Here is a 24,981-nt window from a genome sequence, read left to right on the forward strand (position 1 = left end):
GCTTTCGAAAAATATTTCCGCTGAGCGTAGGGTGTTTTTTCAAGGACGGCGCTTCGCCTTCCGAAGGGTTCTGCTGAGAGCAGGCCTCGGGGACGGAGGTACACAAGTGCGTTATCACCTACTGGCGTGCTGCAGCATGACTGCGGCCGCAACGATGATCTGTGCGCCGGCTGCTGCGAAAGCCGATACGAGGGTCGAGGTCCATCTTCCTGCGCAGTCGCTTTCCGCATCACTGCGGGACATGGGGCGCATTTTCGGCCGCAATGTCAGCGTCGATGATGCGGTGGTCAACGATCGGCTTGCAGGCGCCGTTGATGGCAAGCTGACCTTTGAGGAAGCGATTGCCTCTGTCCTTGCCGGCACCGGGCTGAAGTTCAGTCCATCTGGCGGCGGAGTAATCGTCAGCACGCGCGCCGAAAGCGACGCCGATGATAGCGGCATCGTCGTCACGGGATCGCGCATCCGCGGCGCCCCAGTGGCATCGGTGCAGCTGACTTACGGTCGCGAGCAAATGCGCAATGCCGGGCAGTCGAGCGCGGACGACGTGATCCGCGCCATTCCGCAAAACTTCTCGGGTGGTCAAAATCCTGGGGTCGGCGCGAACCTCCCTGGCGGAAAGAATATTGACGTTGGGGGTGGGGCCTCGATCAATCTGCGCGGGTTGGGAAGCGATGCAACGCTGACCTTGCTCGACGGTCGCCGGCTCAGCTTCGATGCTGCGCTACAGAGTGTCGACGTCTCAGCCATCCCTTTCGGAGCAATCGAACGCATCGACATCGTGCCAGACGGTTCCTCAGCCCTATTCGGCTCCGATGCCGTCGCAGGCGTTGCCAATATCATCCTGCGGCGAAACTTCGACGGGCTGGAAACGACGGCGCGCGTCGGCGGCTCGACCGATGGGGGCAATTTTCAGCAGCAATATGGCGCAACGCTCGGCAAAGTCTGGTCTTCCGGCAGCGCCATGGTTTCGGCCGAATATGGGAGCAACTCGGCAATCAAGTCGAGCCAGCGCTCCTACCTGAGGAATACCTCTCCGGGGCTCGAAGTCTATCCTGCCATGCATCACTACAATGCAGCGTTGACGCTTCGGCAGGATCTTGCCTCCAACCTGACGTTCGATCTCGATGGTATCTACAACAAGCGGCGGCGCGAGCAGGTAATGCCGCTCGATGCGACCGGCGACCTGTCAGTGAGCCGATACGATACGCTGCAGAAAGCGGAATCCTGGGCACTGGCCCCTAGCGTGACGCTGTCACTTCCCGCGCAGTGGGAAGTCACCCTCGCTGGCAGTTACGGATGGAACAAGGTCTACTATGAGGGGACGGTTACTTACGGTGCGACCTCGGCAAGCGTGGGCAATGGCTACTATCGCAACGCCACCGCCAATGTCGAAGTGAGCGGGAACGGCAAGCTTTTCGATCTGCCTGTCGGCGCGATCAAGGCGGCTTTCGGGACTGGCTACCGGCGCGACGAATTCCACCGCCAGACGACCCTTGGGCCCAGCCAATTCGTCGATAAATCCCGCGACAGTTATTATGCTTTCGGGGAGCTGAGCATTCCGCTCATCGCACCCGACCAGAACTCGGCCTTGGGGAGAAGCCTCAATCTGAGTGCTGCCGCGCGCTACGAGAAGTATCCCGGTATCGCATCGGTCGCGACCCCGAAACTGGGGCTGATATACGATCCGACCAAGGATTTCACGATTCTGAGCAGCTGGGGCAAATCCTTCCGGGCCGCGACCTTCTACGAGCAATATACCGCCAATCCCGGCTACCTCGAGGACTCCTACTACTTCGGGGGTACGAACGGGACCGTGATCGATTTCCAGGGTGGGAATCCCGATCTCAAACCCGAGCGATCCACCAACTGGTCGGCTACCCTGGCGCTTCATCCGACAGCGCTTGACGGCGCCGAACTGGAGGTGAGCTACTTCGACATTCGCTACCGCAACCGGATCGTCACGCCGATTACCTATACCAGAGAGGCGCTGACCAATCCGCTCTACGCTCCCTATGTCACGCTCGATCCCACGGTCGACCAACAGAACGACGTCATTTCGCGGCTCATCACTTTCACGAACCTCACCAGTGGTGCCTATGACCCCGCAAGCGTGGTTGCGATCGTCGACAACTCCAACGTCAATGCCGGGCGCCAGAACATCCATGGTGTCGACATCCTCGGCCGCTACAGTTTCGATCTTGGCGAAGGACGGCTGAGTGCCTCGCTCAATGCAAGCTATCTCGACAGCAAGCAGCAGCTCGGAGCCGGCCAGGATTGGACGCAGCTGGCCGGTACGCTGTTCAATCCGCCGCACGTTCGCGGACGAGGGGAACTGAGCTGGGCCGGTGCCGACCTGACGCTTACAGCGGCGGTCAATTACATCGGTCCGGTTCGCGACATCCGTTCGACGCCGTCAATCAAGGTTTCCGGCATGGTACCGGTCGATTTCACGTTGCGGTTCCATCCCAAGGGCCTGCATGGGCCGCTCGGTGGAATCGACGTCACTGCTTCAATCCAGAATGTTTTCAATGACAAGCCGGATACGATCGCGACCAGTTCGTTTCTGGATACGCCCTACGACAGCACGAATTACTCGCCGTTCGGGCGCGTGGTCAGCCTGACGGTGACCAAGAAATGGTAAATCGTTTTCCGGTCATGCTCGCGGCCCTCGCCGCGGGCATGGTCTCGCCTCGCGCGTACGCCACTTGCGATGACCTTATGCCGCTGGTGACTGCAGTGCATGGGAAAAGGGAGATTACCACCCTCGATGTCGCGCGCTTGCGCGACATCGGGTTTCCGGAAGTCATGGGTGGGGCCGCCAGTCCACTCGCTCTCTCTCCTGATGGTAGGACCCTTGCCTTCGTCATTACTCGCGGCGATCCGCAAACCAATTCAATCTGCTCGGCGCTGGTGACGGTCGCGGCCGATGGCCGCTCGCCTGCCAAAGTGCTCGACAGAGGAGGTCAGCTTCCCAAGCTGGCAGGCGTCTTCAGGGGTGTGTTCATCACCACTGGCCTGCCCGACCTCATTACGCCGGTCTGGGCGCCTGACGGCAAGTCGCTTGCATACCGGAAGTTGGTCGGAGGTGTTGTCCAGATCGTGCGAGTTGGAGCCGATGGCAACGGCACGCAGGCCGTGACGCAGTCTCCCGTAGATATCGAAGATTTCTCCTGGTCGCCCGACGGGTCGCACATAACTTACCTCGCCAGACCAGGGCAGCTCGGGTCGAAGCGCAAGACGGAGGCAGATGGGCTTTCCGGCTGGCGCTACGACTCGAGCATACTTCCCCAGCAATCGTGGGAGCCGCAACCCTGGGCGCGCGATATCCCGCAGCGCGCGTTCATTGTGGATCTCGAGAGCGGATCGGTTCGCGTGGCGGCCGAAGAGGAGCGGATCAGGTCTTGGCCGTCGCCCGGGCCGGATACTCACGGCGGTTCGGCTGTGTGGGCGAGGAATGGTGCGATTGCCTGGACCGCCGGGACAACCGGTCATCCCGAAGCGCCGTTGCGGCTCTGGGCGCAAATGCCCGGCGGCAAGGAACAGCCGTGCGGTCTGGAGCAATGCGTGGGGCGGATATTGCGTGTGTTCTGGGAAAGTGGAGGGCGTTCGATAGTCTTCCTCCGTCGCGAAGGCTGGAACGGCGAAGACTGGACGCTCTATCGCTGGATGCCCGTATCCGGACGCATCTCGCTCGTCTTGCGCACGCGCGATGCGTTTACCGGTTGCATCCAGGCTGCCAGCGAACTCATCTGTGGCCGTGAAAATGCGACCACGCCTCGGCGCATTGCTGCCCTGGATCTGCAATCGGGACGGTTCAGGACCATCTTTGATCCAAATCCGGAATTTGCCGGTTTGAGGCTAGGGACGGTCCGCAGGTTGCGCTGGGCCAACGACCGGGGCCTTCCTGCCTGGGGCGATCTTGTCTTGCCGCCGGGATATGACGGCCATTCGAAACTCCCCATGGTGATCGTTCAGTACCACAGCACAGGCTTCTTGCGCGGCGGTATCGGCGATGATTACCCAATCTATCCCATGGCGGCTCACGGGCTGGCCGTGTTGAGCTTCGAGCGCCCGCCATCTTCGTCCTCGATCATTCCCGGCTTGAAGAGCTGGGAAGAGACGCTGGCCGCGGACCACAACGGCTGGAACGAGCGCAGGAGCCTGATGTCTTCTCTCGATCGCGGGATCGACACGGCAGTCGCGACAGGCTTCATCGACCCCGACCGGATTGGCATCACCGGGCTCAGTGATGGCGCCTCCAGCGTCCAGTTTGCGATGGTAAATTCGCGCCGGTTCGCTGCAGCAGCCATGAGCTCTTGCTGCGACGATGTGCTGAGTTCGCTCGCATTGGGAGGCTTCGCCTGGGCTGATGAGAACCGGAAAACCGGCTTGCCACCTTTTGTCGACGATGATCGGGAGTTCTGGAAGCCGCTGTCCCTGACCGTCAATGCGCGCCGGATCGACACGCCGATACTCATGCAGCTTGCTGACCGCGAGACGCTGCTGGCGCTGCCTTCATTTACGGCGCTTCGCGAAGCTGAAAAGCCCGTCGAGCTGTTTGTTTATCCTGATGAGTTTCACGACAAGTGGCAGCCAGCTCATCGGCTGGCAACTTACGATCGGTCTATCGACTGGTTCGAATTCTGGCTCGGGGGACGCGAGGACGAGGCCCCGTCGAAGCGTCTGCAATACGAGAGGTGGGAGGCGATGCGATCGGCTGGGGTGAAAGTGCATTGAACTGCGCTGCGGGGGGGACTGTCACAGGCAACTGAACGATCAGGTTCTGCCGCGCATGATCTTCGGCTCCGGCGACGTCAATGCCTCCGATATCGGGTGTTTAACAGTTCTTCAGGCGGAAGCGACCAGAGCCTAGGAGCGTTCAAGGATTCCTCTTGCCCAGCACTGTGCATCGAAGATTTGCAGGATGCGGTTGTAGTCGGTTCCCGTGATCGGGCGCGGGTCGTCTATGGTCTTGAGTACGGCACGCATGTCGAGGATGCCGGACTGGGAAAGCACGCCCGACGTAAGTTCGTCGCGGATGACTTGGCGGTTTCTTGCGAACATGGCGATTGCGGCGCTGTCCGGCGCGCCCTTTGACCGGCGCCATGCGACATCGTGCGGTAAGTGGCTTTCGAAAGCGCGCCGGGCTGCGGCACGGTTGCAGCCGTTCTCGAACCAGTACCAGCTCGGAATGGCGAGGCAGTGTTCGACGAGCGGCTGCGCGAGCAGGGGGGATACTGCATTGATGCGGGCGCCGTAGGGACCATCTTCGGCCACGCATTGGGCCGCCACGATCATGGCGATGTGCGCCGCCCGGCCGGGAAGGGCAACGCTGTGGGCATCGATCCAGGGATGGCGCGCTGCCTCGTCGGCGAGCGCGGCGGCATCCTTGCTCAGGAACAGGGTTTCGATCGGCCAGCGGAACGGCCTCGTCGCCGAGTAGGCGCGTCGCCGCGCTTTCCATGCGATTTTCCAACGCGGCGCCTGTACGATGCTGGCGATATCGCTGCAAACCCTTCTGAAATCGCCGGCGCCGGCAGGATCCAGCAGACAATCGGCGGCTGGCGACGCGGACATCAAGGCTCCAAACACATTGTCGCCGGCGCCCCCGTCTATCACGCCGTCGCAGCCGGCAGTTTGGGCGAAGCGTCCGGCCTGACGGAAAAGAAGCTGCTCGAAACCGCGTGCCGCCGGCTGCGGTAGCCTGTTCCTTGCGAACTCCCTGATGTCTTCCGGATCCTCACCCATTGTGCGTTCGGCAAGTTCCAGCCCGAGATGAGTGGCAACCATTCGCGCATACTCGGTCTCGTTGCCGGCATTATCGTGCGCGGTTGCGAGGTTGAGGCAAATAAAGGGGCGTTCCGTGGCGGCGAGGCAGGCCGCTGTAACCGAGGAATCCAGGCCGCCCGAAAGCATGAGCAAGGGACGCTCCAAATGCTCGGTCAGTCTGGCGACGCAGGCCATGGCAGTATGCCTGAGGCGCCTTGATCCGTCGTCGCGATCGAAGATGGTCCGCCTGCTCTGCACGAACTTCCAAGGCGTCCATACCTGATCGTGGCGGACAGCTGCCCGATGGTCGAAGGAAATCCGGTCCCCGCCGCGCAGATCCTCAATCCCTTCAAGGCACGTCCAGGAATGCCGCATGCTGCCGGCGATCAGCTGCCTGGCAATGGCCGCGTAGTCGATCGTTGGCGCCTTGCCTGCCAGGGTAAGGAGATCGTCGAGATGCGATCCCGCGAATAGGCCATGCTCTGTTCTGACGTAGTGGCATGCGAGACGTCCGAACGGACTGCGAACGAGCGCGGTCTCCCCGTCTCCTCGCACAATCGCGACATAGTCCCCCCAGAACGCCTCGACGAGACGCTGTCCCCTTGAGGATCGGACCGTTACGATGGTGTCGGTGTCGATCGCTTCCAGCCGGTGCCGGATGCCCGAGGCATAGACGGCACCGATTACCGCACCGGCATCCCCAAGTTCAATGATGCGTGCCTCTGCACTCACGGCGAGAAGAATGCCGGGCTCGTCTATCACGGGGGCGAGACCGAGTTCGGAAATGCGGGATCGTGCGCATTCCCTGGCGTTCTCGTGGGCGTCCAGGACAAGGACGAAGCGATCCTCGATCATACGACGAGGATCGGAGTGAACGCGCGCGTTGCATCGATGCGTTCATTGACGAGAAGATCGTTCCACTGCACCCAGGCATGGGCATGAAACGGGTTCAGCCGCACCCCCACGACAAGGTGGGCCGGAAGGCCGAGATCCAACATGCGATGCGCGGCGGCCAGCGAACGGGGCAAGCATTTGTCCCTGCTGCCGACGAGTTTGTCGCAGGCATCGAAAGCAGCGGCGACGCGGAGCGCGACGAGACTGTCTCCATCAGAACTGTTCGCGAGCGGCGATGCGCCGCGCTTGCTATCCTTGCGTATGGCGAGACCCGCGACAGCGGCAAGGAACCCTCGCCATTTGAGCGAAGCGGAAGCGAGTGCCAACCGCGTGATCGCGGGCAGAATGGCTCTTGTTTCCGGCAACGCAGCATCGAGCAGGCTGGAGGTAGGCGGCGCAAGCGCAGGGCACGCACCGAGGTCCGGGGAGTTGGCCCGCTCGATAAGGCGGGTCTCGCGCAGGTAGGCCATTATCGCGCCATCCGCGTTTTCGCCTTTGCTGAGCGCAATGAAACAGGCCTCAATCGCGGGAGGCAGGCAGAGGTAACGATCCGAGGCCAGATCGAGGAACAGCAATCTCTCACCGATCCGGCAATACGAGACCCCGCGGCACAGGGCATAGGGCATGGCAGGAACTCCGCAAGGGAACGCAAGATGCGCGACCCCTTGCGGGGCCGCGCATCCAGATGGTCAGTCGTCGGTGAGCATGGTCTGGGGCTGAAGCAGCACCCCGTCCTGCTTGGCACCGATACTGCCGCGGGTCTCGATGCTGGCAGTGCCCAGCTCGATGACGGTCAGTTCTCGATTCATGGTATACTCCTCATTGAAACCGCACCATTGCGGCGCCAACAAGTGTATTGCGATTGAAGTCTGATCTGAAATCTATATCTAAAATATAGATCGATTGTTATTTGGGCTGCGGGGCGCGTTGATTTATTGCCTTTATTATCTCAGGTAAATGTAACAATCTTCGTTTGTGGTAGTTCTGAATTGATGTTTTTGTCTCACTGGAAGACTGTGTGAACTGGCGCCAAATCTCCGAAACCTCTGCTGCGACGCCTGCAAGAATGGTCGATTCGGCGTGTCGCGCAGTCGCCAGCATGGCATTGGCGGAAGCGACGTGCATGGTGATCGGACTGCTTCGCGTTGCCTCGCCGATCGCCGCAAAGACACTTGCCGCATCGCCGGATTGGACTTCGCCGCCACTGCCGGGCGGGGATCGCCTTCGGTGTCGTAGGGCAATCCTCAAGAGTTCGTTGTTCCAGCGATAGAGGTCACCAAGTAAGACTTCGTTGAGCGGCGGCAGGTGAAAGCCGTCGCTGGTACGCATATCGACGAGATTTTCGCCGGCAAGGCGGTGGAGTGCATCGCGGACAGGGGTCGCGCTGCTGGTAAGGCGAGCCGCGAGACGGGCAGGCTCCAGCCGAGCGCCGGGCCGGATGGACCCGGACAGAATGATGTCCTTGAGTTCCTGGTAGACCCGCTCGGCCGTCATGCCCGCGTTCATGCGTGCGGTTCCTGGTGGGCCGAGAAGGCCGCCAGAGCTGCGCACTCCCAAGAGGGCAGGGTGTCGGTGGCCCCTGTCGGTTCGCTGGGGTGAGGCGCGAGCAGCAGGGATGGGCATTGCCCTTCGTGCCAACCGAGATTGGGCCTGTGGCGCCGATAGCCAACGAGGTCTGCAAGTTCAGAAGAGAAGCGCCGGGCAATCGCCGGTGGATAGGCAAGCCACTGGTTCTCCTCGGGTTTGAGCCAGCCGAGGCAATATCCGATCTTGACTGCGCGGCGGATTCCATCGGATCGATTGGCCGCGCTTCCATGCAACGTGGACCCCAGGACCATGAGCGCATCGCCTGGAACCATCTCGATCGCAACTCCGGGGTCCTTGGGTGGCGGGAAAGTGACGCCCCGCTTGTGATTGCCCGGCCAGACGAGGGTTGAACCCGTTTCGGCCATGTGCGCCGTCAGGGGCCAGATTACGTTGACCAGCAGTTCATAGCGCTCGCTGCCCGCCATCCAGACATGTTCGGCCCGGTGAGGCAACTGGTCGGCTTCGCCCGGGTGCACGGCAATCCCCTGCGTGACACTGAGCTGCATGCTATCGCATCCCAGCGCCAGGACGTTCTCCGTCATGGCCTTGATTGTTTCGTGAAAGACAAAGCGTTCCGTTCGCGTGGAGCGCAGCAGCAGGCGCCCGAAACGTTGCGTTTTCTCGCCGGAGAACTTGCCTCTGCACAGAGGCGTCGTCTCGAAAGCGGGAGCAAGATCGCGGTCCAGCGCTTCGACCTCGTCAGCCGGAACGGCACCTTTGATCAGGCAGTAGCCCGTGTCCATGAGGGCGGCCCAGTCGCGCCGCGCGCGACCGGCCAGGTCGTTAATGCGCATGGCAGACCTCCCGCTGGTCGTCCGCAGCCAGAAGGCCGGCGCGTTCCAGCAGCGCCGGTGTGTCTTCGTCGATCTCAATCGACAGGGCGCCAAGGCGACGGCCGCCGATCGTCTTGGGCGCCCCAAGCGGTCTGCAGCGCCAGCCGAAGGCGAATATCTGGCGCAGCCAGGGCAGGTCGGCCACGCCCGTATAGCGTTCGATGCCGTTCTCGAGGGCATGGCGCACGAGCGCATGAACCAGTTCGTCACGGGACTTTCGGCGCTGCGCGGCGCTGGAACGGCGCTCGAGGCAGAAGCGTGTGATTTCCATGGTGGTGGGCCCGCGCGGAATGGCTTCCTCGCACAGCTCGGGAAACAGGCTGTCGAGAATGTGCGGCTGCGTCGTCGGGAGCAGCCGGGCCGAAGCGCGATGGGCTCCGTTGTTGTCCGAGAGCACAATGTAGATGGCCCGCTCGTTGTCGAACTGGTCGAGTTCGAAACGACCGCCAAGGACCGGCAGGTCCCAATTCAGCAGGTCGATGAAGACGCGCTTGCGCGCCTCGAACATGGCGCGAAGGACGGCGTGCTCCCCGTTGGCCGGTGGACGCGAAAGGCAGTGGATCATGGCGAACCTCCATTGAAAAGGTTCGTATTTCTGCCTGCGGAAATTCAGTCAGCGTTATCCCCGGAAAGGGGGATATCAGCGAAACGGCACCTCTGAAATGCTGATCGCTCCGTTCCGCAACGCGAGGAACAGCAACAATGTGCGCTTCTTTATTCCCATGCGGTTGCAGGCGTCGCTGATATGCTGCTTCACCGTCTCTTCGCTGATCCCCAGGATGATCGCGGTTTCCCAGTCGGACTTGCCGGCTGCGATCCAGAGCAGGCAATCACGCTGGCGCTGCGTCAGTTGGGCCGTCTTCATGTGTCCGATAAGCTGCGCCATTCCAATCAGCTTGCGGGCCGCATGAAAGATGTCTGGTGCGATCAATCTCGCCAGATAGACGCCGTCTTCGTTGAGATGCCGGCCCGGCGCGACCGCGAAAGTGCAAGGCCCCTGGAACTCGCCGGGAATATTGGAGGGCACCGTGATGCCGTCGCCAAGCCCGTTACGCTGGGCAAGCGCCATGAACCGCTCGTCGTTCCCCGTTACCTCGATGAAATCAGAAGTCTCGCGCCACAGAAACGGCTTTTGAGTGCGGCCCGACGCCCGTTGAACGGGATCCCGCCCCCAGCAATTGTTGCTGTCGTAAAAGTCTACCCAGTGAGAAGGGTAGTTCTGAAGCCGAAAGGCGTGGGGCTTGGCTGGGCCCCAATCGACGTGGTGGCCGATCGCGTAGAAGTCGCAGCCCATCGCCTGGGTAATGCTTGCCATGGCGAGGTTGAGCTGCTGCAGATTCTCTGCCGCCGAAATGAGTTTCTCGAATTTCTTGTGTGCGCTGATTACGCCCATGCGTCGTACCGGCTCTCCGCGGCGTCTCAAGCCGCCAGGACGCGTCGAGCCGTCCTTTCCGCTTACGGGCGAAAACGCATCGGGCCCTCATTCCCTCAGCGATCCGCGATTGTACGTAGCGTGCAACTTATCGTCTTGGTGGCAGGTCGCAATGTGATTTGCGTCACACAACTGTCATACGCGCGGGAAGCGGGCGTGCCGGCCCCATGACCGGGGGCTGCGGCAATGCGCCGGCTTCGGAATCGAATTGGCGCGATGGCACGCAATATCGCCATCTCATCAGGCTTGATCGCGCTGCAATGATGTGGGAATGGCTTCGGCGCGATCCCCGGTATATCGAGTGGTACGTCCGCGCGAGCGAAGCGACCCGTGGCGGAGGCGATGGGGAGGTGACCCGAAAATGGGGACTTCACTTTCGCCGAGAACCCCGCAGTCGGCGCCTGCGGGGCAAAGCTCATCTGGAGTGCGGCGTTCGACCCCGGAGCAATCCCGGTTGAGGCGCAGCTTGCACGCCCCAGCGATCCTGACGCCATCGACCCTCTCTGGTTCCGTTGCTGGTTCAGTTCCGTTGTGGGGCCAGGAGGCTGCGAGCACGTTGCGCTGACGGACGGCAGGTGCCGGATAAGGCTGGATGTGCTTGCCGGGACCCTCCAGGATGGGCCAGTCGTTTTACAGTACAGGTTGGCGGGCTTGGCTTCCCTGCGGCCCCGGATCCAGCCTCTCAGGCGTCTGCTGGCCCTGTGCGCTCATAGGCGCTTCGTGACTTCGCTGTTCCCGCCGGATCCCAGGATGGAGCGCTTCGCAGCGGCCCTGCGCGTTGCCGACGCGCTCGCCGACGGGGCAAGCATCGCGCAGATGGCGGAAGCCCTTTACGGAACGCAGTGGGCCGGTCCGAACGGCGGATCGGATTCCCTCAAGTCGCGGATCCGCCGCCTCGTCCGCGATGCGCGGTCGATGGCGGCGGGGGAGTACCGTTCATTGATGGGCATGGAAATCGCTTGAACGGCCAGGACCGCCGGCTCGCTCTCCGATCGCCTTCAACCGGCCTTGATGCCAAGCTTGCGTTTGGTCTTGGCCGCAGTCGGCGCGTGTATTTCGGCATTCTCGACGGGTGCCTTGGGCGCCTCGACCTTCTTTTTCCGGCCGCCCTTGCTGCCAAGCCCAATGCTGTGCGCCATCTGGGAGCGCGTGGCCGCGTAGTCGGACGCTACCAGCGGATAGTCGGAAGCTAGCTTCCAGCGCGCGCGGTATTCATCGGGCGAAAGGCCGTGCTGCGCCATCAGGTGACGCTTCAGCGTCTTTTGCTTCGCGCCGCATTCCAGGCAAGCTATGGCATCGGCCTTGACGGAAGACCTGATCGGGACCGCAGGAACGCGTTCTTCCTCGATTGGCTCCGCCGGCTGCCCGAGCCTGTCGAGCGACCCGTAGACTGCTGCGATGATCTGCGGCAGCTGGTCGGCGGAAACGGTATTGTTCGTGACATGCGCAGCGACAATGTCGCTCGTCAGCTCCAGTAGGACGTCCTTCATCATTTTAATTTGCCACCCGCGTGAAAATGTGAATCGCACCGGTCCCGTGGCAACCATCAATGCGTTCGAAACGCAAGTTGGAATCGATAATTGAGGTCATTTTCAAAAGTATAATGCCGCCCTCTCTATCCGCCCTTGCAGTTCCTTTGTCGGTCTCGCGGTTCTATTGATGGCCGAAACCGCATTTCTCATCTGTCTTGATCGGCTGCATCAAGGTTGCCATGCGGCACCGGTGCGTGCCCATCCGAGCAGCGACAGTCAGGCGCCTGCCAGTGGTTGAACTGTTTGGTTAGTCCGCGAATGCACTGGCAGGGACCGGCACGCCGCTTTGCTCGGTCCAGATCAGTTTGGACAAGTCGAAGCCCATGGCGGTGGCTGTCTTGAGCATGCCTTCAACGGTTTCCGGGAGCGGATGCGGTGTACGCGACAGAACCCAGAGATGATCACGGTCGGGCGTGCCGACGAGCGCCGTCTCGTAATCGGGCGTGATTGCGAGCACCCAGTAATCGCCCTTGGTGAAGGGAATCCAGCGCAGATAGTCGGGCAGGAAACTGACCTTGAGCTTTGCGTTGCTAGCGTCCGTCGCCTCGGCTTTTCCGATCGCCCGGTCGGGTTTTCCAGTCTCGTCGAGGAGCCGGTTCTCGACGCGGACTGAGCCGTCCTCGTTGAGGGCGTAATTGGCGGTAATATCGGTTGCCTTGGCATCCTCGTATTTGAGGGGAAGGCGGCAGATTTCGAACCAGGTCCCGAGATATCGCTCGAGGTCGAGTTCGGAAACGGCGCGGACTTCGGCATTTTGCTCGGACATGAAAAAAGACCTCCTGTGCCGCAACCGGCGAATGCGGGGAAGGGTTCCATGTGCGCAGTCGCGCTGATGTCGGGACGGATTGGACCGCGAAGCGGCGGGGTAAGGGGCGGCGGCGGTTCGGGGGGCGAATGAACTGCCGCCGTTGCTGGGGTCGGGTCGCACCTTCCAGCCCCCTTCTCCCTTTTGGGGAGGAGAGCACTATGACCGGTCGCGGCCCGCGTGCAACCATCAAAAGTGATTATTGGTCAGTATTTTATGGGTTTCTTTTTGCGGATCTGCACGTATTGGGCGGACCGGGATTCCTCATGCATGCATGCTGGCTGGAGCCAGACCGGCGCTTTCTCCCTCTCGCGGGGGCTGGTCTCAATAGACGCAAATTTTCCGGTCGCTGCCCTGGACCCAGCAGGCCGGATCGCGCTTGCTGCGCGTGAACGAGCCTTGCGGAACCATCCGGGCGCCGTTGTCGTAATCGACGATGACCTCGCTCGGCGAGACCTTGTCCGCATAATAGGCCATCCCCTCCACATCGATGGCGAAGCTGCCATCGCGATTGCGAGGGTAGAACGTACAGACCTGCGGCGCATCTCTGTCCAGCACGCATTTGGCCGGGCGGCCGGCGCTGATCGTGCCGCCATCGTAATCCGGGGCCGGTTTGGCGGGCAGACCGACGCGCAGCGCATTGCCGTGGCTGTCCTTCACCTGCGCCGAGGCCGGCGAAATCACGAGGCCAAGCGAGGCGAGGGCGGCAATATGAACGGGGCGCATGGGACGATTTCTCGCAGTTCTGGAGGTTTTTGAGGAGCGCGGGGGAGTGGGCAGGCGTGCCAGATCTTACGCGGGCACGCTGTCAGGTGTGAGATCGCCGGCCAGCCAGCGGCTGATTTCCTGGGCGCGCGCCAGCGATGCCTCGAATTGGCTGAATTTTTCCAGCACGTCCTCGTCGAGGATCGCATCGAGATTGCGGATGATGACGGCCGTTCCCTGCATGTTGACCGTGGCTGCATTGTTGGCGGTCGTGCCGTAGTCGACGTCGACGCCGATGATGCAGTTGGCGCCCATCGCCACCGCCTTGGTGACCAGTATCGAGCGGGCTGTGGCTTCGCCGCTGTTGACCTTCAGCGCCATGCCCGAATTCACATTGGTCGCGCCGAACATGTCGGAAAAGCCCTGGCTGAGCTCGCTGAACATGCCCGTGCCGACGGTCACGTTCGCGGTCACCATGGATTTGATCTTGCAATCGGCGCCGGGCGGGATTTGCGAGATCGTCATCATCGGAAAATCGACGACGTTCGCTTTCATGTAATCCTGGCATGCCTGCCGCTCGGTCTTGAGGCTCAGGATTGCGTTCTCGTATTCCTGCTTGCCGCACTTCTCGCAGATTTCTGCGTACTGCGTACCCGTCACGAAATTGAGGATCTCGGCCTGCTTGGCGCTGTACCGGCGGTTGGGGCCCTTGATGATCCCGCCGCTGGTGATTTCCGCGCCGCAATTCCCGCATGTGTCGCTCATGTAACCCCCTGATTTTGCCAGAAGTGCACATGTCGCCTGGAGTGATGGCGCGCAAGGGGACTTGTGCTTTGTTCTTTATTTGTTCCAACCTCGTGTCATGGAGAGACTCGATCCACAGCAGCTATCGGAGGCCATCCTCACCGCGCCGGCATGGGCGCGGGTCGGGATCACCATGCGCGATGAGCGCATGCGACTCAAAGCTGCCGACGAACTTGCCCAGTCGATCGTCGAACGGCTTTCCGACTATCCTGCAATTCCGGATCCCGATCAGCTCAAGCTGTTCCCTTGATGAATGATGGGGCTGGGCGTGCGTGCGGTCGTGGGCCTGACGCATGACTGGCTTTTAGCCGGGCACCCGGTGCCTGGGCTGTGCGGAAAGCACCGAAAGCGCAAGGTCTGCCTGGGCGATCTGGGTTAGCAGCGACCACGAGAGGACAGGCGGCTCGAGCAGAAAACTGCACGTCGCGGTAGAGCTGTCTGGTCGATGCCATCGATAGGCGGCGGTATTTGCCGGGCGCTTCCGGCGAGGCGACGATCCTTGCTCTTCCGATGAGTTCCATCAGGTAGTCGCGGACTGCCGGTTCTATCCCGGCCATGGCGACGGCCCCGGCAATTGCCTCGATTGTCCTGCACTGGCGATCCAGTGCTTCCCGCCTGCCCATCATGCATCCCCCGCCAGTCCTGGGAAATTTATAGAAAGGAGGCGGCCAGGACTGACCGACTATAAGGGCGATCAGACCATTGGATGAGACGCTGTCGATTGGTTGAGGGGTCGGGAGTGGTGGATATGCCGACGTCCGGGCGGCGGGGGCCCTTGATGGGTGGAAGCTGCCAATCAGGGGGCGGTTTCTACTATGCGAATGCGCTTCTTGGTGCAGATGGCGGCGTCCTGCTAGTCATTCTGCGCGATCATGATCGGCCGCCAGTCGCCCGTCTCTTCATAGGCCTCGCCGGCCCATCCTTCCGTGAGAAAGCCGTCACTGAAATGGGGCAGATCGTGATCGGCGCACTCGTCTACCTCGTGAAGCGCCACCGTGCCTCCGAAAATGAAGCCGCCCGCCGGCAGAGGCTTGAACTCGCAGGCACCCGGGTCGCAGGCTTCATCCACCAGGAGCGGCAATTCGTAGAGCGAACATGCGAAGATGCCGACCGAAACCTTGTTGTGCTTCACGCGAACCATCCATGTTCCGTTAGCCAATCGCCTGCTCCATCTGCATCCGGTTATCTCGGCTTGAATGTCAGATGCCTTTCTGGAAGGCGATTGCAAAGTTGCGGCCTGGCCATGTGGCGCGGGCGGGCCGAGGCCGGCTTCGATGCGCTCAGTCCTCGATATCGCGGTACCCTCCTGCTACGAAACCAGCGTCGTCGGGGAGTGTCTGTTTGAACTACACGCCCTTCGTCAGAATTTGGCGCAGGCGATGCGTCATCCCCGCCAGCTTTCCGTGTAAGGCTTTGCGGCTGTCTAGCGCTACGTAACCATCATCGGCACCGATCTCGGCAGACAGGCTGGCGTGCCTGCGGTTAAGTCGTTTCAGGCGCAAAATCTGGAATCCCATCACCAGCAAGCCAAAACCGATGATTTTGCCCATCCTCCAGAGTTCGTCCTGGCTAGCCGGGGTGAAGCCCAGCGTGTTGAGGTGGAGAAAGGTGACGACCTCTCGATAAAACAGTGTCGCGGCGGAAAGCAGACAGGTGCCGGTAATGGTCCAGTAGCTGCCTTCGACCGCGCCCAGCGCTTGTGCGCGATGGAGGTCGGCTTGGGTGAATTGCTTTGCCTGCAGCATGATTGTTCCGGTCACAGTGTCTCCGTTTTCACTTTGTCTTTCCGTTATATGATAAGAATTTTGCCACATCCTTTTGTTTTAACGACATTTTTCGGCGCCTCGCGCCTGAAGCGCGACCGCGCTCCATGCCGCGCGCGGGCTGGCAGCGTGCCCGCGTGCAGGGCACCGAGCCCTTTCGGTCTCGGCCATTCGGTGAGGATCGCTGGCGCAGGGCTCGGTCCATCAAGATGGACCGGTGACGCAGACGCGCGCTTTCGCGCGCGGCGTTTTTTTGTGGGCCTCCCTCTCGGAGCGCGGGTGGGCTCGGCGCCCGTCTAGGCCCGCCGGCACCGCCTGCAAGCCGCATGAATGCGGCTCCTCCGACTTCGCTCCGGCCCTTGCCACCCCGATCCTGTTGGATCGGGGCCCCGGCTGCGCGTGCAGGCGCTGCCCTGCAGCGGGCCTTGCGGTCGCCCGTGCCGCCCACCCCCGCTCCGTCGGGGGAGGCCATGGTGGTTTTGGGGCGGGGTATGGAGGTGAGGCATGCGCCGCAATCGCAAGGTTCCGTCATGCGCGGGGTCGCAATCGGGAAATACCCTGAGGGTGGCCGGGGGTAATCCCGAGATCGGCAACACGGGGGCCGCAATTCGTGCCACTGCCCCTAGGGGTTCCGACAGGGCCTCGCTCTACGACGAGGTTACGGCCCGGATCATCGCAGAACTCGAACAGGGGCGGGTGCCGTGGGTGCAACCGTGGAGCAGTGAGACCGCCGGTGGGAATGGTGGGGGACCGGTAGCAGGGCTTCCGCTCAATGCCCTGACCCGTCGCGGGTACTCGGGAATAAACGTGCTGATCCTGTGGGGCGCGGTCATTGCGGGCGGTTGGGCCTCGCAGGGCTGGCTGACTTTCCGGCAGGCTCTCAGTGCAGGCGGCAATGTCCGCAAGGGCGAGCGCGGAACGCAAGTCGTCTATGCCGACCGCTTCACGCCTGAGGCCGAAAAGGCCAAGGCGCGCGAAACTGGCGGGGATGCCCGTTCGGTTGCTTTCCTGAAAAGGTTCACGGTCTTCAATGTCGCGCAGTGCGAGGGATTGCCGGACGATTTCTTGGCCGGACCAGTGGCACTGCCCGAACGCGAGATCGTGCCGGTGGCCGAGGCCGTCATTGCCGCGAGCGGGATCGATTTCCGGATCGGCGGGGACAAGGCGTTCTATTCTCCGGGGCAGGATTTCGTACAAGTGCCGCCGCAGCAGGCATTTCACGATCAGGTGAACTTCTACCGGACGGCGCTGCACGAATTGACCCATGGAGTCGGCCATAGTTCACGGCTGAATCGCAATCTGACAGGTGCGTTCGGCTCCAAGGACTACGCGCGTGAGGAAATGGTGGCCGAAATGGGCTCGGCATTCCTGTGCGCCTCGCTCGGAATCGTTCCTACTGTCCGGCATGCCGATTACATCGGGGCATGGCTCGAAGTCCTGCGCGAGGACAACCGGGCAATCTTCCGCGCGGCCAGCATGGCGAGCAAGGCGGCGGACTGGGTGCTTTCCCGCTACGAGGCAAGCCTGCCCGAAAGCGAGAAACCCGGCCACACGGACGCCCCCGATGACGGCCACGATGATGGCCACGATGACGAGGGGAGGGCGCTGGCATGACCCTCCTTTGCCGCTCCATCCGCTCGATCCTCTCAGCCAATTTCGAGCATTGCATGCAAAACCCCAAGTTCGATCCGCTGCCGCTGGTCCGCCTGTTCAATCCGATGGGGCGTGCGGTCTGGCTGGTGACCGAAATCTATGCCGACGACGACACCTTGTTCGGGCTGGCGGACCTTGGCTTCGGATGCCCCGAACTCGGCATTTCATCGCTTCGCGAGATCGAGGCGATCCGCCTGCCGATGGGGCTCACCATCGAACGCGACATGGGCTTTTGCACCCGGCACCGGCTCTCCGTCTGGACGGAGGCCGCGCGTCTCGCTGGATCAATCCCCGATGCCGCTTTGCTTCTGGACCGGCTCACGCGCGAGGACCCGTCCGCCATCAGGCTTTCGCCCCGCTGAGGGGAGAAGACGCAGACGGTCGTCCACCGTCAAAACTAAGCCGGTCCGCCCGACTATTCCACCTGAAGGACGGACCGGCACTCTCAATCCGGAGTACACCCATGAAACTCGAATTCATCGCTCTGAGCAACCTTTCCGTTAGCAAGGCGAACATGCGCTATGCACGCAAGGCTCCCGATGTGTCGGATATCCTGCCGACCGTCCGGGCGCGCGGCGTGATCCAGCCGGTGATCGTTCGGCCCAATTGTGAAGGCGTTGAGGGGGCCGGGCACTACGAGATCATTGCGGGATGCCGCCGCTTCCATGCCGCGCAGATCGTCGCCGCCGAGCGGCTCGCTGTCTGCACCGAGGCGGGCGAGCCGGACCCCGAAGCGGCGATGCTGCCTTGCGCGGTGCTGGACGATGCCGACGATGCCAGCGCCGTCGAGGCCTCGCTGATCGAGAACATTGCGCGGCTCGATCCAGACGAAGTTTCGCGCTGGACCTGCTTCACCCGGCTTATCAAGCAAGGGCGAAGCGTCGAGGATATCGGCCTGACCTTCGGTCTGCCAAACCTTTCGGTGAAGCGCATTCTTGCGCTCGGCAATCTTCTGCCCCGCATCCGCGAGATGTACCGGGCCGAAGAGATCGACGCGGCGACCATCCGCTATCTCACCATGGCGTCGAAATCGCAGCAGAAGGCATGGCTGGCCCTTGCCGAGGACCCCGAAAGCTACGCGCCGCGCGGCTTTCAGCTGAAGTCGTTCCTGTTCGGCGGAACCTCCGTTCCGACCGGCCATGCGCTGTTCGATGTCGAGGCGAGCGGGCTTGCCACGGTTTCGGACCTCTTCGGAGAAGACGCGTATTTTGCCGAGACGGACGCATTCTGGGACCTCCAGAATGCCGCCATCGAGGCCAAGCGCGCGGGCTTCATCGAGGCGGGCTGGACCGATGCCGTCATCCTCCCTCCCGAAACCCATTTCCATTCGTGGGAGTATGACAAGACCCCGAAGCGCAAGGGCGGGCGCGTCTATCTGGACGTTCGCGGCAATGGCGAAGTGGTCATCCACGAAGGCTATCTTTCGGGCAAGGGAGCGGCGCGGCTCGCCAAGGCGGGGCTGTCGGAAGAGGGTGGAGCAAGCCCCAAGGCCGTTCGCCCCGAACTGACCTCGATCACCCAGACCTATATCGATCTTCACCGCCATGCCGCCGTGCGCACCGAACTGCTGGGACGGCCGAGCATTGCCCTGCGGCTCATGGTTGCCCACGCCATCGCCGGGTCTGCCCTATGGCGGATCGTGGTCGAACCGCAGGCTTCCAAGAACGACGCGGTGAAGGAAAGCGTCGAGAATTGCCGGGCCGAGGCTGTGTTCGATGCGCGGCGGCGCGAAGTTCTGGCGCTTCTGGGCTTGCCGGATGACGAACCGACGGTGATCGGCGGGACCGGTTACGGTATGCGGGGCGGGCTGCGCGCGCTTTGCGGCCTGTTCGCTCGATTGACCGAACTTGCCGATGCGCAGGTCTTGGACGTGCTGGCGCTCGTCATGGGCGAGGCGCTGGAGGCCGGGAGCCCTTCGGTGGAAGCGGTGGGGCTCGCCATCGGTGTTCCCATGGCGGATTGGTGGGAGGCCGACGAAGCCTTTCTCGAAACGCTGCGTGACCGCGAGATTCTGCTCGCCATGGTCGGAGAGGTGGCCGGAAAGCTGGTGGCCGAGGCCAATGCCAAGGAGAAGGCCAAGACCTTGCGCGCCATAATCCGCGACCATCTGGCGGGCAGCGGCGGGCGCGAGAAGCGGGAGGGCTGGGTGCCCCGCTGGATGGTTTTCCCGCCATCCGCCTATACCGAGCGGGGCGGAGTCGGCACGGTCGAGGCGCACGACCGCGCGGCCATGCAAGCCGACAGACAACCGGCGGAAGAGGAGGGCGGCGAGGCTTGGGGCGAAACCTATGATTCGCGCTCAACCGAAGGGGCGGGGCCCGAGGACCTCACGGAGGATGCCGGACCGCAAGGCGACCGGCTGGCGGCCTGAAAAATGATCGGAGGCGGAACAATCCGCCTCCGATCCAACTTGTTGCGGCGAGAGAAAATTCCGGCCGCGGACCCGCGCCCTGATAGGCGCGGGTCCGCGGCTGACACCAAAACTTCGTTGCCGTGGTCCTATCCCGGTGGCACGCAATCGGTGACAGGAAAAAGACCATGACTGCAATTCAGACCGACGCGCTTCACGCCATCGAAAAGCTTGTTTCCCGGCTCTCTCCCGATCCGATCTGCGATGAATGCATCAACCAGACGCTCGGACTCTCGCCGCTTGATCACGCCGATCAGCTTGTGCGCGAACTGGCAGGGACTAACGGATTCGAACGCAACAAGGATGCCTGCAGCCTTTGCGGCGAAACCCGCCTCGTGACGCGCCGTCGCTGAACTGATCCCGGGCACCATCGAACCGACGGACGCACCAAAGGGCGGCCGTCGACAGTGACCGCTTGCGAAGGTTCAGGCCATCTGGCGGCGCTGCGAAAAGACAGGGACTTCATTCTCGTTCGCTTCGCGCCGAATGGTGCAGAGCTTGGTTGCTCCTTCCCAAAGTTCAGCCGTCCTTCGATTCGCCTCGCGATGGGCAATGATAAGCGCGGCGGTGAGGTCCTCGGCCTTGAATTCGATGCGCCTGGCGAGACCCTCGCCATCGTCCGAAAAGCGCAGCGTGTAGATTTTCATGTCTCTCCTCCATCGTTCTTCCGGACGCTTGCGGACTGACAAACTGCAACAGCCGCTGAAGAGTTCCCGGCCGGCCAAGGCCGTTCGGCGCCGGGGCGCGACGACCGGCGGATCACGCCTTGAGTTCCCACACACCGCTACCGCTCTGCGTGAGCGTGCAGATCTTTCGCGAACCGTTCCACAATTCGGCGGGGCGCTCGGGTGCTTCTTTCTGGGCAAACAGGAGGGCGGCGCCTGGGTCGGTCGCTTCGAACCGGATATCCTTGGCAGGGCCGTGGCGGTCTTCATGGAACTTGAGCGTGTAGATCGTCATAGCGTTCTCCATGCGCGGGCAATGCCCCGCTTCACTAAACGACCTGCGAATTCTCCAATCGACGGGCGCCGCGATCCATATGGGCTGCGATAAATCGACGCGCTTCTGCGGCAAGCTGCGAGCTCGAGTGGGGGGCATAACGTTCAACCCGCGCTTCGGGAGTGTCGACGGATGGACACAGAGTCGCCCTTCGGATCGGCTCGGTTTCAGACAGAGCAAGGCAGGTTCCATCGAGGCGAGATCGGTGCCTTTTGCGTTTCCAACTGCGGCTTTGACAGCGTTCCCGTATCGGTCGTCAGGTCCATTCCGGGTGCGAGGCAGTGACCTGGAACAGTCGCGGTCCCGCGCAAACCATCGCCGAACGGCTTCTTTCCCCGCCCGCCAAAGGCGGGCTCCTCGCGGTCGCGGACGCTCCAAACAAGCCGCCGGCTCCGGTCCTTCGCTGACGCTGCGGCCTCACGGTTCGCGGGCGCCGCTGTGACTGTCCCTTCGGTCTGCCCATCGCCCGGGAATGGTTCTCGCGGCGACAGATCAAGGAGAATTATCATGCCCGCAATCGGATACGTCACGCGCGATGGTCGCAGCTTCAAGGGTCAGCTTCGCACACTCTCTATCCGCGCCGAGATCGAGATCGCGCCCAATACCCGCAAGACCGCCGACACCCAGCCGGATTTCCGGGTCACGTCTTCCGGCGTCGAGGTGGGTGCCGGATGGCTGCGCCGCAGCGAGGCCTCGGGCAATGACTACATCTCGCTGACGCTGGCGGCGCCGGAATTCGGGCCGCGCCGCATCTACGCGAACCTGGGTCGCGCTGCCGGCAAGGACGATGAAGACAGCTACGCGATCATCTGGAATCCCGCCGACTGACAGCCGGTCCCCGCGCCGAAAACGGCGCGGGGATTTCCTGTGCGTGCAGCAAAACGTGTGTTGTCCTTCCCCCGAACTCGTCTAGAATCAGGCGATTATGAAGACGGATCTCGATCACCTTCCCGAAGAAAAGCGCCGTGACCTGAAGCGCGTGGTGGAGATCGTCTTTGCCGAATTCGAGGACGTTCTCGGGCTCGCGACGCAGGGCTGGAAGAAGCAAGGGCGGATCATGAAAGTGATCCTCTACGGCTCGCATGCGCGCGGCGATTGGGTCGCCGATCCCGTCGGCCGGTACTATTCCGACTACGACATCCTTGTCGTGGTGAATGACGAGCGTCTGGCCGACGAGGCCGAGTATTGGGGCAAGGCCAAAGATCACCTCAACCGGGCCTACGACATCATGAACTTGATCTCGGCGCCGGTCGGTCTGACCGTCCATTCAATGGCGGACGCGAACTTCCAGCTATCGCGCAGCAGACCGTTTTTCATCGACGTCGTGCGCGAGGGCATCGTGCTTTACGAGCTCGAAGCGCAGCAGTTCGAACTGCCCAAGCCGCTCGACAGTGCGGTGGCGCACATCGAGGCCGAGAACCATTATCGGCAGTGGTTCGATAGCGCGAGCGCGTTCCTGCGCGCCGGGAAATTTCTTATCTCAGACGGCTCTGGCAACCAAGCCGCATTCCTGCTCCACCAGGCTACAGAGAACTTCTACCACACCGTTTTGCTGGTCCTGAAACTCTACAGCCCCAAGTCGCACAACCTGAAGTATCTGCGCGGCCGGGCGGAAGACATCGCGCGCGATCTTATCCCGGTCTGGCCGCGTGATACCAAGTTCGGCAATCGCTGCTGGGAGCTGCTCTATCAGGCCTACGTGAAGGGCCGGTATTCGCCGCACTACGTCATCCGCGATGTCGAGCTCGAGTGGCTGGTCGAGCGCATCAAACTGCTCGAGGCGGAAGTGAAAACGATCTGCGAGAAGCATCTGGGCAAGCCGCTGGATTAAAGAGAAGTCCCGCTGAGGGTGTTTTCGATAATCGGCGTCTCTGGACCGGACTTTTCCAATTCCGGGGGACTATGAAGACCGATCTCGACCACTTGCCCGAACAGCATCAGCGCGACCTCGAGCGGGTTGTGCAGATCATATTTTCCGAGTTCGAAGACGCCATTGCGCGCGCAACACAGCCGTGGAAACGACGGGGCCGGATCCTGAGTGTCATTCTCTACGGCGCCTATGCGCGCGCCGACTGGGAGGCTCATCACCTGGACGGCCACGCGTGGGATTACGATATCCTGGTCATCGTCAACCACGAGCGTCTGGCGAACGAAGTCGAAAATTGGAACAAGGCGAAGGACGCGCTGGCGCGCGAATATTCGATGGCGAGGCGCATATCGGCGCTGCCAAATCTGGTTGTCCATTCTCTGGATGACTTCACCAGGCAACTTGGTCACGGACGCCCGTTTTTCGTGGACCTCCTGCGCAAGGGGATAGCGCTCTATCAATGCGGCTCGACACAGTTCGAGATGCCGAAGAGGCTCCCCCGAGAGGAACTTCGCCAGCAGACACATCAGCTTTTCCATCAATGGTTCGATAACGCCAGGATCTTCCTCGATACGGCGGATTTTGCGCTGTCGCGGGGAGCGAATAGTCATGCCGCGTTCCAGCTTCATCAGGCCGCCGAGCAATCCTATCAGGCAGTTTTAGCGGTAAAGACCCTCCATTGCCCGGGGACGCATCACCTCAAGTTCCTGCGCAGCCGGGCCGAGGAGGTCGCGCGCGAACTGATCCCGATCTGGCCGCGCGAGGACAAGTTTTCCCGGCGATGTTTTGAACTTCTCCATCAGGCATATATCAAGGGGCGATATTCTCCCGAATACTCTATCGGCGATGCCGAATTGGACTGGGCTTTCGAGCGGGTGCAGGAACTCCAGACTGCTGTTCAAAGCATCGCCGAGAAGCGGCTTTCCAGCATCTGACGCCCGAAATCCGTCCCGGTTTGTAACACCCTTTCGATACGCAGCCGATGTGTTCACTTGTGCAATTTCTGGTCTCGCCCGCACAGTGCACAACGCCCGTATCGTGGGGGGCAGGGGCGAATGCCGAGCGGGCGGATCAAGTTTTTCGATGCGAAGAGGGCTATGGCTTCATAGCGCCCGATGACGGGGGACCCGATCTGTTCGTCCACGTGTCCGTGGTTATCGCCGCCGGAATTTGGAATCTCGAGGTCGGCCACGCCATCAAGTATGACGTCCTGGTGGCCCGGAACGGCAAGGTCTCGGCGATCAACTTGCGCGGCATTTCACGCGGTTGAGCGTGTAGCTGGCAAACGCTTCTTCGCCCTTTTTCGGATCCTGGGAGACAATCTGCCAGGTGAGCTTGTCGCCATTGAAACGCCAGCGATTGAGGAAGGCGCCGTCCTCATATTGATAGCTCATGTCGAAGCCGTCGGGCCTGGTCGATCCGGATCCCGAAGCGGTCATCGCGCCGCCGAAGCTGTCCGCCCAATAGCCGACCAGATCCGGCGCGCTTCCCGGCAGGACCATTGCTCCGCCGAGCACCAGATGCGCTGAATACCGGTCGGCGGGATCGGCAACGGTATGGCTCTCCGCATCCACCGTCAGGATCGCGCCAAGAGCGACCGATTTGCCGACGAGCACGATCGTCACCGGCTTTTTCATCACTTCGCCGGTGCCTTCCCAGCATCCTTGGAGAGGCGAAATTGCAGTCGGAATTGCCGGCGGCGCAGGTTCGGCGGCATGGGCTGCCCCCGTGCTTGCCAACACCGCCAAGCCCGCAAAAACCGATAGTCCGCGCATAGATAACCCCCGTAGACAAGCCTGCGTGGCGGTGTGGCAAGTCCGGTGCTTCGGCGCAATTGCAAAGAGCGATCTGTGCGCCGTCCCGGCAAGGGAGTCGAATTTGCCTATAGCCGAATCCGACTCTGCCCGGGCCATGGATTGTCCCTCATT

29 protein-coding genes are annotated in these 24,981 nt (G+C 61.9%); 13 read left to right on the plus strand and 16 right to left on the minus strand.

Translation table 11 applies throughout. The features are described 5' to 3' along the window. Positions 1-31: 31 nt before the first annotated feature. A complete protein-coding gene (locus ACZ1JV_RS02775) occupies positions 32-2,641 on the plus strand; it encodes a TonB-dependent receptor domain-containing protein (protein WP_465149482.1) in 2,610 nt (869 codons plus the stop codon). Continuing rightward, positions 2,635-4,737, plus strand: a complete 2,103-nt coding sequence (locus ACZ1JV_RS02780) for an Atxe2 family lasso peptide isopeptidase (protein ID WP_465149483.1) — start codon at positions 2,635-2,637, stop codon at positions 4,735-4,737. Before ACZ1JV_RS02775 ends, ACZ1JV_RS02780 begins: the two co-directional genes overlap by 7 nt. 132 nt (positions 4,738-4,869) lie before the next feature. Here the strand turns inward: ACZ1JV_RS02780 and ACZ1JV_RS02785 are convergent, their stop codons facing one another. The 7 genes from ACZ1JV_RS02785 to ACZ1JV_RS02815 all read right to left on the minus strand — a co-directional run bounded on the left by ACZ1JV_RS02785 (position 4,870) and on the right by ACZ1JV_RS02815 (position 10,476). After that, complete coding sequence (locus tag ACZ1JV_RS02785; RefSeq protein WP_465149484.1) at positions 4,870-6,624, minus strand: asparagine synthase-related protein; 1,755 nt, start codon at positions 6,622-6,624, stop codon at positions 4,870-4,872. Then, positions 6,621-7,238 (minus strand): lasso peptide biosynthesis B2 protein, encoded by a 618-nt coding sequence (locus tag ACZ1JV_RS02790; protein WP_465149485.1) that lies wholly within the window; start codon positions 7,236-7,238, stop codon positions 6,621-6,623. Before ACZ1JV_RS02790 ends, ACZ1JV_RS02785 begins: the two co-directional genes overlap by 4 nt. A 114-nt stretch (positions 7,239-7,352) precedes the next feature. Continuing rightward, on the minus strand, positions 7,353-7,472 hold the full coding sequence (locus tag ACZ1JV_RS02795) for a benenodin family lasso peptide (RefSeq protein ID WP_465140244.1): 120 nt from the start codon (positions 7,470-7,472) through the stop codon (positions 7,353-7,355). 97 nt (positions 7,473-7,569) lie between these two features. Further along, the gene (locus tag ACZ1JV_RS02800; RefSeq protein ID WP_465140243.1) at positions 7,570-8,169 is read right to left on the minus strand and encodes a GntR family transcriptional regulator; all 600 of its coding nucleotides are present in this window, start codon (positions 8,167-8,169) and stop codon (positions 7,570-7,572) included. After that, positions 8,166-9,044 (minus strand): phytanoyl-CoA dioxygenase family protein, encoded by an 879-nt coding sequence (locus ACZ1JV_RS02805; RefSeq protein ID WP_465149486.1) that lies wholly within the window; start codon positions 9,042-9,044, stop codon positions 8,166-8,168. The genes ACZ1JV_RS02800 and ACZ1JV_RS02805 overlap by 4 nt, the downstream gene beginning before the upstream one ends. Then, on the minus strand, positions 9,034-9,648 hold the full coding sequence (locus ACZ1JV_RS02810; protein ID WP_465140241.1) for an acyl-homoserine-lactone synthase: 615 nt from the start codon (positions 9,646-9,648) through the stop codon (positions 9,034-9,036). The genes ACZ1JV_RS02805 and ACZ1JV_RS02810 overlap by 11 nt, the downstream gene beginning before the upstream one ends. Before the next feature lie 75 nt (positions 9,649-9,723). Further along, positions 9,724-10,476 carry a LuxR family transcriptional regulator gene (locus ACZ1JV_RS02815; RefSeq protein ID WP_465149487.1) on the minus strand — a complete coding sequence of 251 codons (753 nt, stop codon included), beginning with the start codon at positions 10,474-10,476 and terminating at the stop codon, positions 9,724-9,726. A gap of 302 nt (positions 10,477-10,778) precedes the next feature. On the opposite strand from ACZ1JV_RS02815, the gene ACZ1JV_RS02820 reads away from it, so the two are divergent. Beyond that, on the plus strand, positions 10,779-10,973 hold the full coding sequence (locus ACZ1JV_RS02820) for a transcriptional regulator domain-containing protein (RefSeq protein ID WP_465149764.1): 195 nt from the start codon (positions 10,779-10,781) through the stop codon (positions 10,971-10,973). A 136-nt stretch (positions 10,974-11,109) separates the two neighbouring features. After that, a complete protein-coding gene (locus ACZ1JV_RS02825) occupies positions 11,110-11,478 on the plus strand; it encodes a DNA -binding domain-containing protein (protein ID WP_465149488.1) in 369 nt (122 codons plus the stop codon). A 35-nt stretch (positions 11,479-11,513) separates the two neighbouring features. Here ACZ1JV_RS02825 and ACZ1JV_RS02830 read toward each other — a convergent pair whose 3' ends face one another. The 4 genes from ACZ1JV_RS02830 to ACZ1JV_RS02845 all read right to left on the minus strand — a co-directional run bounded on the left by ACZ1JV_RS02830 (position 11,514) and on the right by ACZ1JV_RS02845 (position 14,322). Continuing rightward, positions 11,514-12,062 carry a Ros/MucR family transcriptional regulator gene (locus ACZ1JV_RS02830; protein ID WP_465149489.1) on the minus strand — a complete coding sequence of 183 codons (549 nt, stop codon included), beginning with the start codon at positions 12,060-12,062 and terminating at the stop codon, positions 11,514-11,516. Between the two features lie 232 nt (positions 12,063-12,294). Further along, complete coding sequence (locus ACZ1JV_RS02835) at positions 12,295-12,813, minus strand: lipocalin family protein (RefSeq protein ID WP_465140236.1); 519 nt, start codon at positions 12,811-12,813, stop codon at positions 12,295-12,297. Positions 12,814-13,176: 363 nt separating this feature from the next. Then, on the minus strand, positions 13,177-13,578 hold the full coding sequence (locus tag ACZ1JV_RS02840) for a hypothetical protein (protein WP_465140235.1): 402 nt from the start codon (positions 13,576-13,578) through the stop codon (positions 13,177-13,179). A 66-nt stretch (positions 13,579-13,644) separates the two neighbouring features. Continuing rightward, a complete protein-coding gene (locus ACZ1JV_RS02845; protein ID WP_465140234.1) occupies positions 13,645-14,322 on the minus strand; it encodes a heavy metal-binding domain-containing protein in 678 nt (225 codons plus the stop codon). A 97-nt stretch (positions 14,323-14,419) separates the two neighbouring features. On the opposite strand from ACZ1JV_RS02845, the gene ACZ1JV_RS02850 reads away from it, so the two are divergent. Further along, positions 14,420-14,611 (plus strand): DUF6771 family protein, encoded by a 192-nt coding sequence (locus tag ACZ1JV_RS02850; RefSeq protein ID WP_465140233.1) that lies wholly within the window; start codon positions 14,420-14,422, stop codon positions 14,609-14,611. A 603-nt stretch (positions 14,612-15,214) separates the two neighbouring features. On the opposite strand, the gene ACZ1JV_RS02855 is transcribed toward ACZ1JV_RS02850, so the two are convergent. Both ACZ1JV_RS02855 and ACZ1JV_RS02860 read right to left on the minus strand, forming a co-directional pair. Beyond that, positions 15,215-15,493 carry a hypothetical protein gene (locus ACZ1JV_RS02855; RefSeq protein ID WP_465140232.1) on the minus strand — a complete coding sequence of 93 codons (279 nt, stop codon included), beginning with the start codon at positions 15,491-15,493 and terminating at the stop codon, positions 15,215-15,217. Between the two features lie 214 nt (positions 15,494-15,707). Next, the gene (locus tag ACZ1JV_RS02860) at positions 15,708-16,121 is read right to left on the minus strand and encodes a hypothetical protein (RefSeq protein ID WP_465140231.1); all 414 of its coding nucleotides are present in this window, start codon (positions 16,119-16,121) and stop codon (positions 15,708-15,710) included. Between the two features lie 588 nt (positions 16,122-16,709). Between ACZ1JV_RS02860 and ACZ1JV_RS02865 the strand changes: the two genes are divergently transcribed. The 4 genes from ACZ1JV_RS02865 (at position 16,710) to ACZ1JV_RS02880 (ending at position 20,540) form a co-directional block, all read left to right on the plus strand. Further along, positions 16,710-17,738: an ArdC family protein gene (locus tag ACZ1JV_RS02865; RefSeq protein ID WP_465149765.1), complete on the plus strand. Its 1,029-nt coding sequence runs from the start codon at positions 16,710-16,712 to the stop codon at positions 17,736-17,738. Further along, positions 17,735-18,139 (plus strand): DUF2958 domain-containing protein, encoded by a 405-nt coding sequence (locus ACZ1JV_RS02870; RefSeq protein ID WP_465149490.1) that lies wholly within the window; start codon positions 17,735-17,737, stop codon positions 18,137-18,139. Before ACZ1JV_RS02865 ends, ACZ1JV_RS02870 begins: the two co-directional genes overlap by 4 nt. 101 nt (positions 18,140-18,240) lie before the next feature. Next, positions 18,241-20,148, plus strand: a complete 1,908-nt coding sequence (locus tag ACZ1JV_RS02875; RefSeq protein ID WP_465149491.1) for a ParB/RepB/Spo0J family partition protein — start codon at positions 18,241-18,243, stop codon at positions 20,146-20,148. 167 nt (positions 20,149-20,315) lie between these two features. Continuing rightward, positions 20,316-20,540 carry a hypothetical protein gene (locus tag ACZ1JV_RS02880; RefSeq protein WP_465140227.1) on the plus strand — a complete coding sequence of 75 codons (225 nt, stop codon included), beginning with the start codon at positions 20,316-20,318 and terminating at the stop codon, positions 20,538-20,540. 72 nt (positions 20,541-20,612) lie between these two features. Here the strand turns inward: ACZ1JV_RS02880 and ACZ1JV_RS02885 are convergent, their stop codons facing one another. Together ACZ1JV_RS02885 and ACZ1JV_RS02890 are read right to left on the minus strand one after the other, a co-directional pair. After that, entirely contained in the window at positions 20,613-20,834 is a 222-nt protein-coding gene (locus ACZ1JV_RS02885; protein ID WP_465140226.1) for a hypothetical protein, read from the minus strand. A gap of 112 nt (positions 20,835-20,946) precedes the next feature. Continuing rightward, positions 20,947-21,147, minus strand: a complete 201-nt coding sequence (locus ACZ1JV_RS02890; RefSeq protein WP_465140225.1) for a hypothetical protein — start codon at positions 21,145-21,147, stop codon at positions 20,947-20,949. A 546-nt stretch (positions 21,148-21,693) separates the two neighbouring features. On the opposite strand from ACZ1JV_RS02890, the gene ACZ1JV_RS02895 reads away from it, so the two are divergent. From ACZ1JV_RS02895 to ACZ1JV_RS02910, 4 genes are all read left to right on the plus strand, one after another. Next, on the plus strand, positions 21,694-22,014 hold the full coding sequence (locus ACZ1JV_RS02895) for a DUF736 domain-containing protein (protein ID WP_465140224.1): 321 nt from the start codon (positions 21,694-21,696) through the stop codon (positions 22,012-22,014). A 97-nt stretch (positions 22,015-22,111) separates the two neighbouring features. After that, positions 22,112-23,017 (plus strand): HEPN domain-containing protein, encoded by a 906-nt coding sequence (locus tag ACZ1JV_RS02900; RefSeq protein WP_465140223.1) that lies wholly within the window; start codon positions 22,112-22,114, stop codon positions 23,015-23,017. Positions 23,018-23,088: 71 nt separating this feature from the next. After that, positions 23,089-23,988, plus strand: coding sequence for a nucleotidyltransferase and HEPN domain-containing protein (locus ACZ1JV_RS02905; RefSeq protein WP_465149492.1), 900 nt, complete (start codon positions 23,089-23,091; stop codon positions 23,986-23,988). A gap of 47 nt (positions 23,989-24,035) precedes the next feature. Next, positions 24,036-24,323 (plus strand): cold shock domain-containing protein, encoded by a 288-nt coding sequence (locus ACZ1JV_RS02910; protein WP_465149493.1) that lies wholly within the window; start codon positions 24,036-24,038, stop codon positions 24,321-24,323. On the opposite strand, the gene ACZ1JV_RS02915 is transcribed toward ACZ1JV_RS02910, so the two are convergent. Then, entirely contained in the window at positions 24,295-24,966 is a 672-nt protein-coding gene (locus tag ACZ1JV_RS02915; RefSeq protein WP_465149494.1) for a hypothetical protein, read from the minus strand. The two genes, ACZ1JV_RS02910 and ACZ1JV_RS02915, sit on opposite strands and share 29 nt — an antisense overlap. Positions 24,967-24,981 lie beyond the last annotated feature (15 nt).

The sequence above is a fragment of the Novosphingobium sp. BL-S-19 genome, assembly GCF_055521675.1.

Coding starts and splice junctions, on each gene's coding strand:
- ACZ1JV_RS02810 (WP_465140241.1), bottom strand. CDS start 9,648: ATGATCCACTGCCTTTCGCGTCCACCGGCCAACGGGGAGCACGCCGTC.
- ACZ1JV_RS02905 (WP_465149492.1), top strand. CDS start 23,089: ATGAAGACCGATCTCGACCACTTGCCCGAACAGCATCAGCGCGACCTC.
- ACZ1JV_RS02830 (WP_465149489.1), bottom strand. CDS start 12,062: ATGGTTGCCACGGGACCGGTGCGATTCACATTTTCACGCGGGTGGCAA.
- ACZ1JV_RS02880 (WP_465140227.1), top strand. CDS start 20,316: ATGACTGCAATTCAGACCGACGCGCTTCACGCCATCGAAAAGCTTGTT.
- ACZ1JV_RS02910 (WP_465149493.1), top strand. CDS start 24,036: ATGTGTTCACTTGTGCAATTTCTGGTCTCGCCCGCACAGTGCACAACG.
- ACZ1JV_RS02805 (WP_465149486.1), bottom strand. CDS start 9,044: ATGCGCATTAACGACCTGGCCGGTCGCGCGCGGCGCGACTGGGCCGCC.
- ACZ1JV_RS02820 (WP_465149764.1), top strand. CDS start 10,779: ATGTGGGAATGGCTTCGGCGCGATCCCCGGTATATCGAGTGGTACGTC.
- ACZ1JV_RS02885 (WP_465140226.1), bottom strand. CDS start 20,834: ATGAAAATCTACACGCTGCGCTTTTCGGACGATGGCGAGGGTCTCGCC.
- ACZ1JV_RS02795 (WP_465140244.1), bottom strand. CDS start 7,472: ATGAATCGAGAACTGACCGTCATCGAGCTGGGCACTGCCAGCATCGAG.
- ACZ1JV_RS02890 (WP_465140225.1), bottom strand. CDS start 21,147: ATGACGATCTACACGCTCAAGTTCCATGAAGACCGCCACGGCCCTGCC.
- ACZ1JV_RS02785 (WP_465149484.1), bottom strand. CDS start 6,624: ATGATCGAGGATCGCTTCGTCCTTGTCCTGGACGCCCACGAGAACGCC.
- ACZ1JV_RS02850 (WP_465140233.1), top strand. CDS start 14,420: ATGGAGAGACTCGATCCACAGCAGCTATCGGAGGCCATCCTCACCGCG.
- ACZ1JV_RS02870 (WP_465149490.1), top strand. CDS start 17,735: ATGACCCTCCTTTGCCGCTCCATCCGCTCGATCCTCTCAGCCAATTTC.
- ACZ1JV_RS02900 (WP_465140223.1), top strand. CDS start 22,112: ATGAAGACGGATCTCGATCACCTTCCCGAAGAAAAGCGCCGTGACCTG.
- ACZ1JV_RS02845 (WP_465140234.1), bottom strand. CDS start 14,322: ATGAGCGACACATGCGGGAATTGCGGCGCGGAAATCACCAGCGGCGGG.
- ACZ1JV_RS02895 (WP_465140224.1), top strand. CDS start 21,694: ATGCCCGCAATCGGATACGTCACGCGCGATGGTCGCAGCTTCAAGGGT.
- ACZ1JV_RS02915 (WP_465149494.1), bottom strand. CDS start 24,966: ATGGCCCGGGCAGAGTCGGATTCGGCTATAGGCAAATTCGACTCCCTT.
- ACZ1JV_RS02835 (WP_465140236.1), bottom strand. CDS start 12,813: ATGTCCGAGCAAAATGCCGAAGTCCGCGCCGTTTCCGAACTCGACCTC.
- ACZ1JV_RS02800 (WP_465140243.1), bottom strand. CDS start 8,169: ATGAACGCGGGCATGACGGCCGAGCGGGTCTACCAGGAACTCAAGGAC.
- ACZ1JV_RS02815 (WP_465149487.1), bottom strand. CDS start 10,476: ATGGGCGTAATCAGCGCACACAAGAAATTCGAGAAACTCATTTCGGCG.
- ACZ1JV_RS02780 (WP_465149483.1), top strand. CDS start 2,635: ATGGTAAATCGTTTTCCGGTCATGCTCGCGGCCCTCGCCGCGGGCATG.
- ACZ1JV_RS02875 (WP_465149491.1), top strand. CDS start 18,241: ATGAAACTCGAATTCATCGCTCTGAGCAACCTTTCCGTTAGCAAGGCG.
- ACZ1JV_RS02840 (WP_465140235.1), bottom strand. CDS start 13,578: ATGCGCCCCGTTCATATTGCCGCCCTCGCCTCGCTTGGCCTCGTGATT.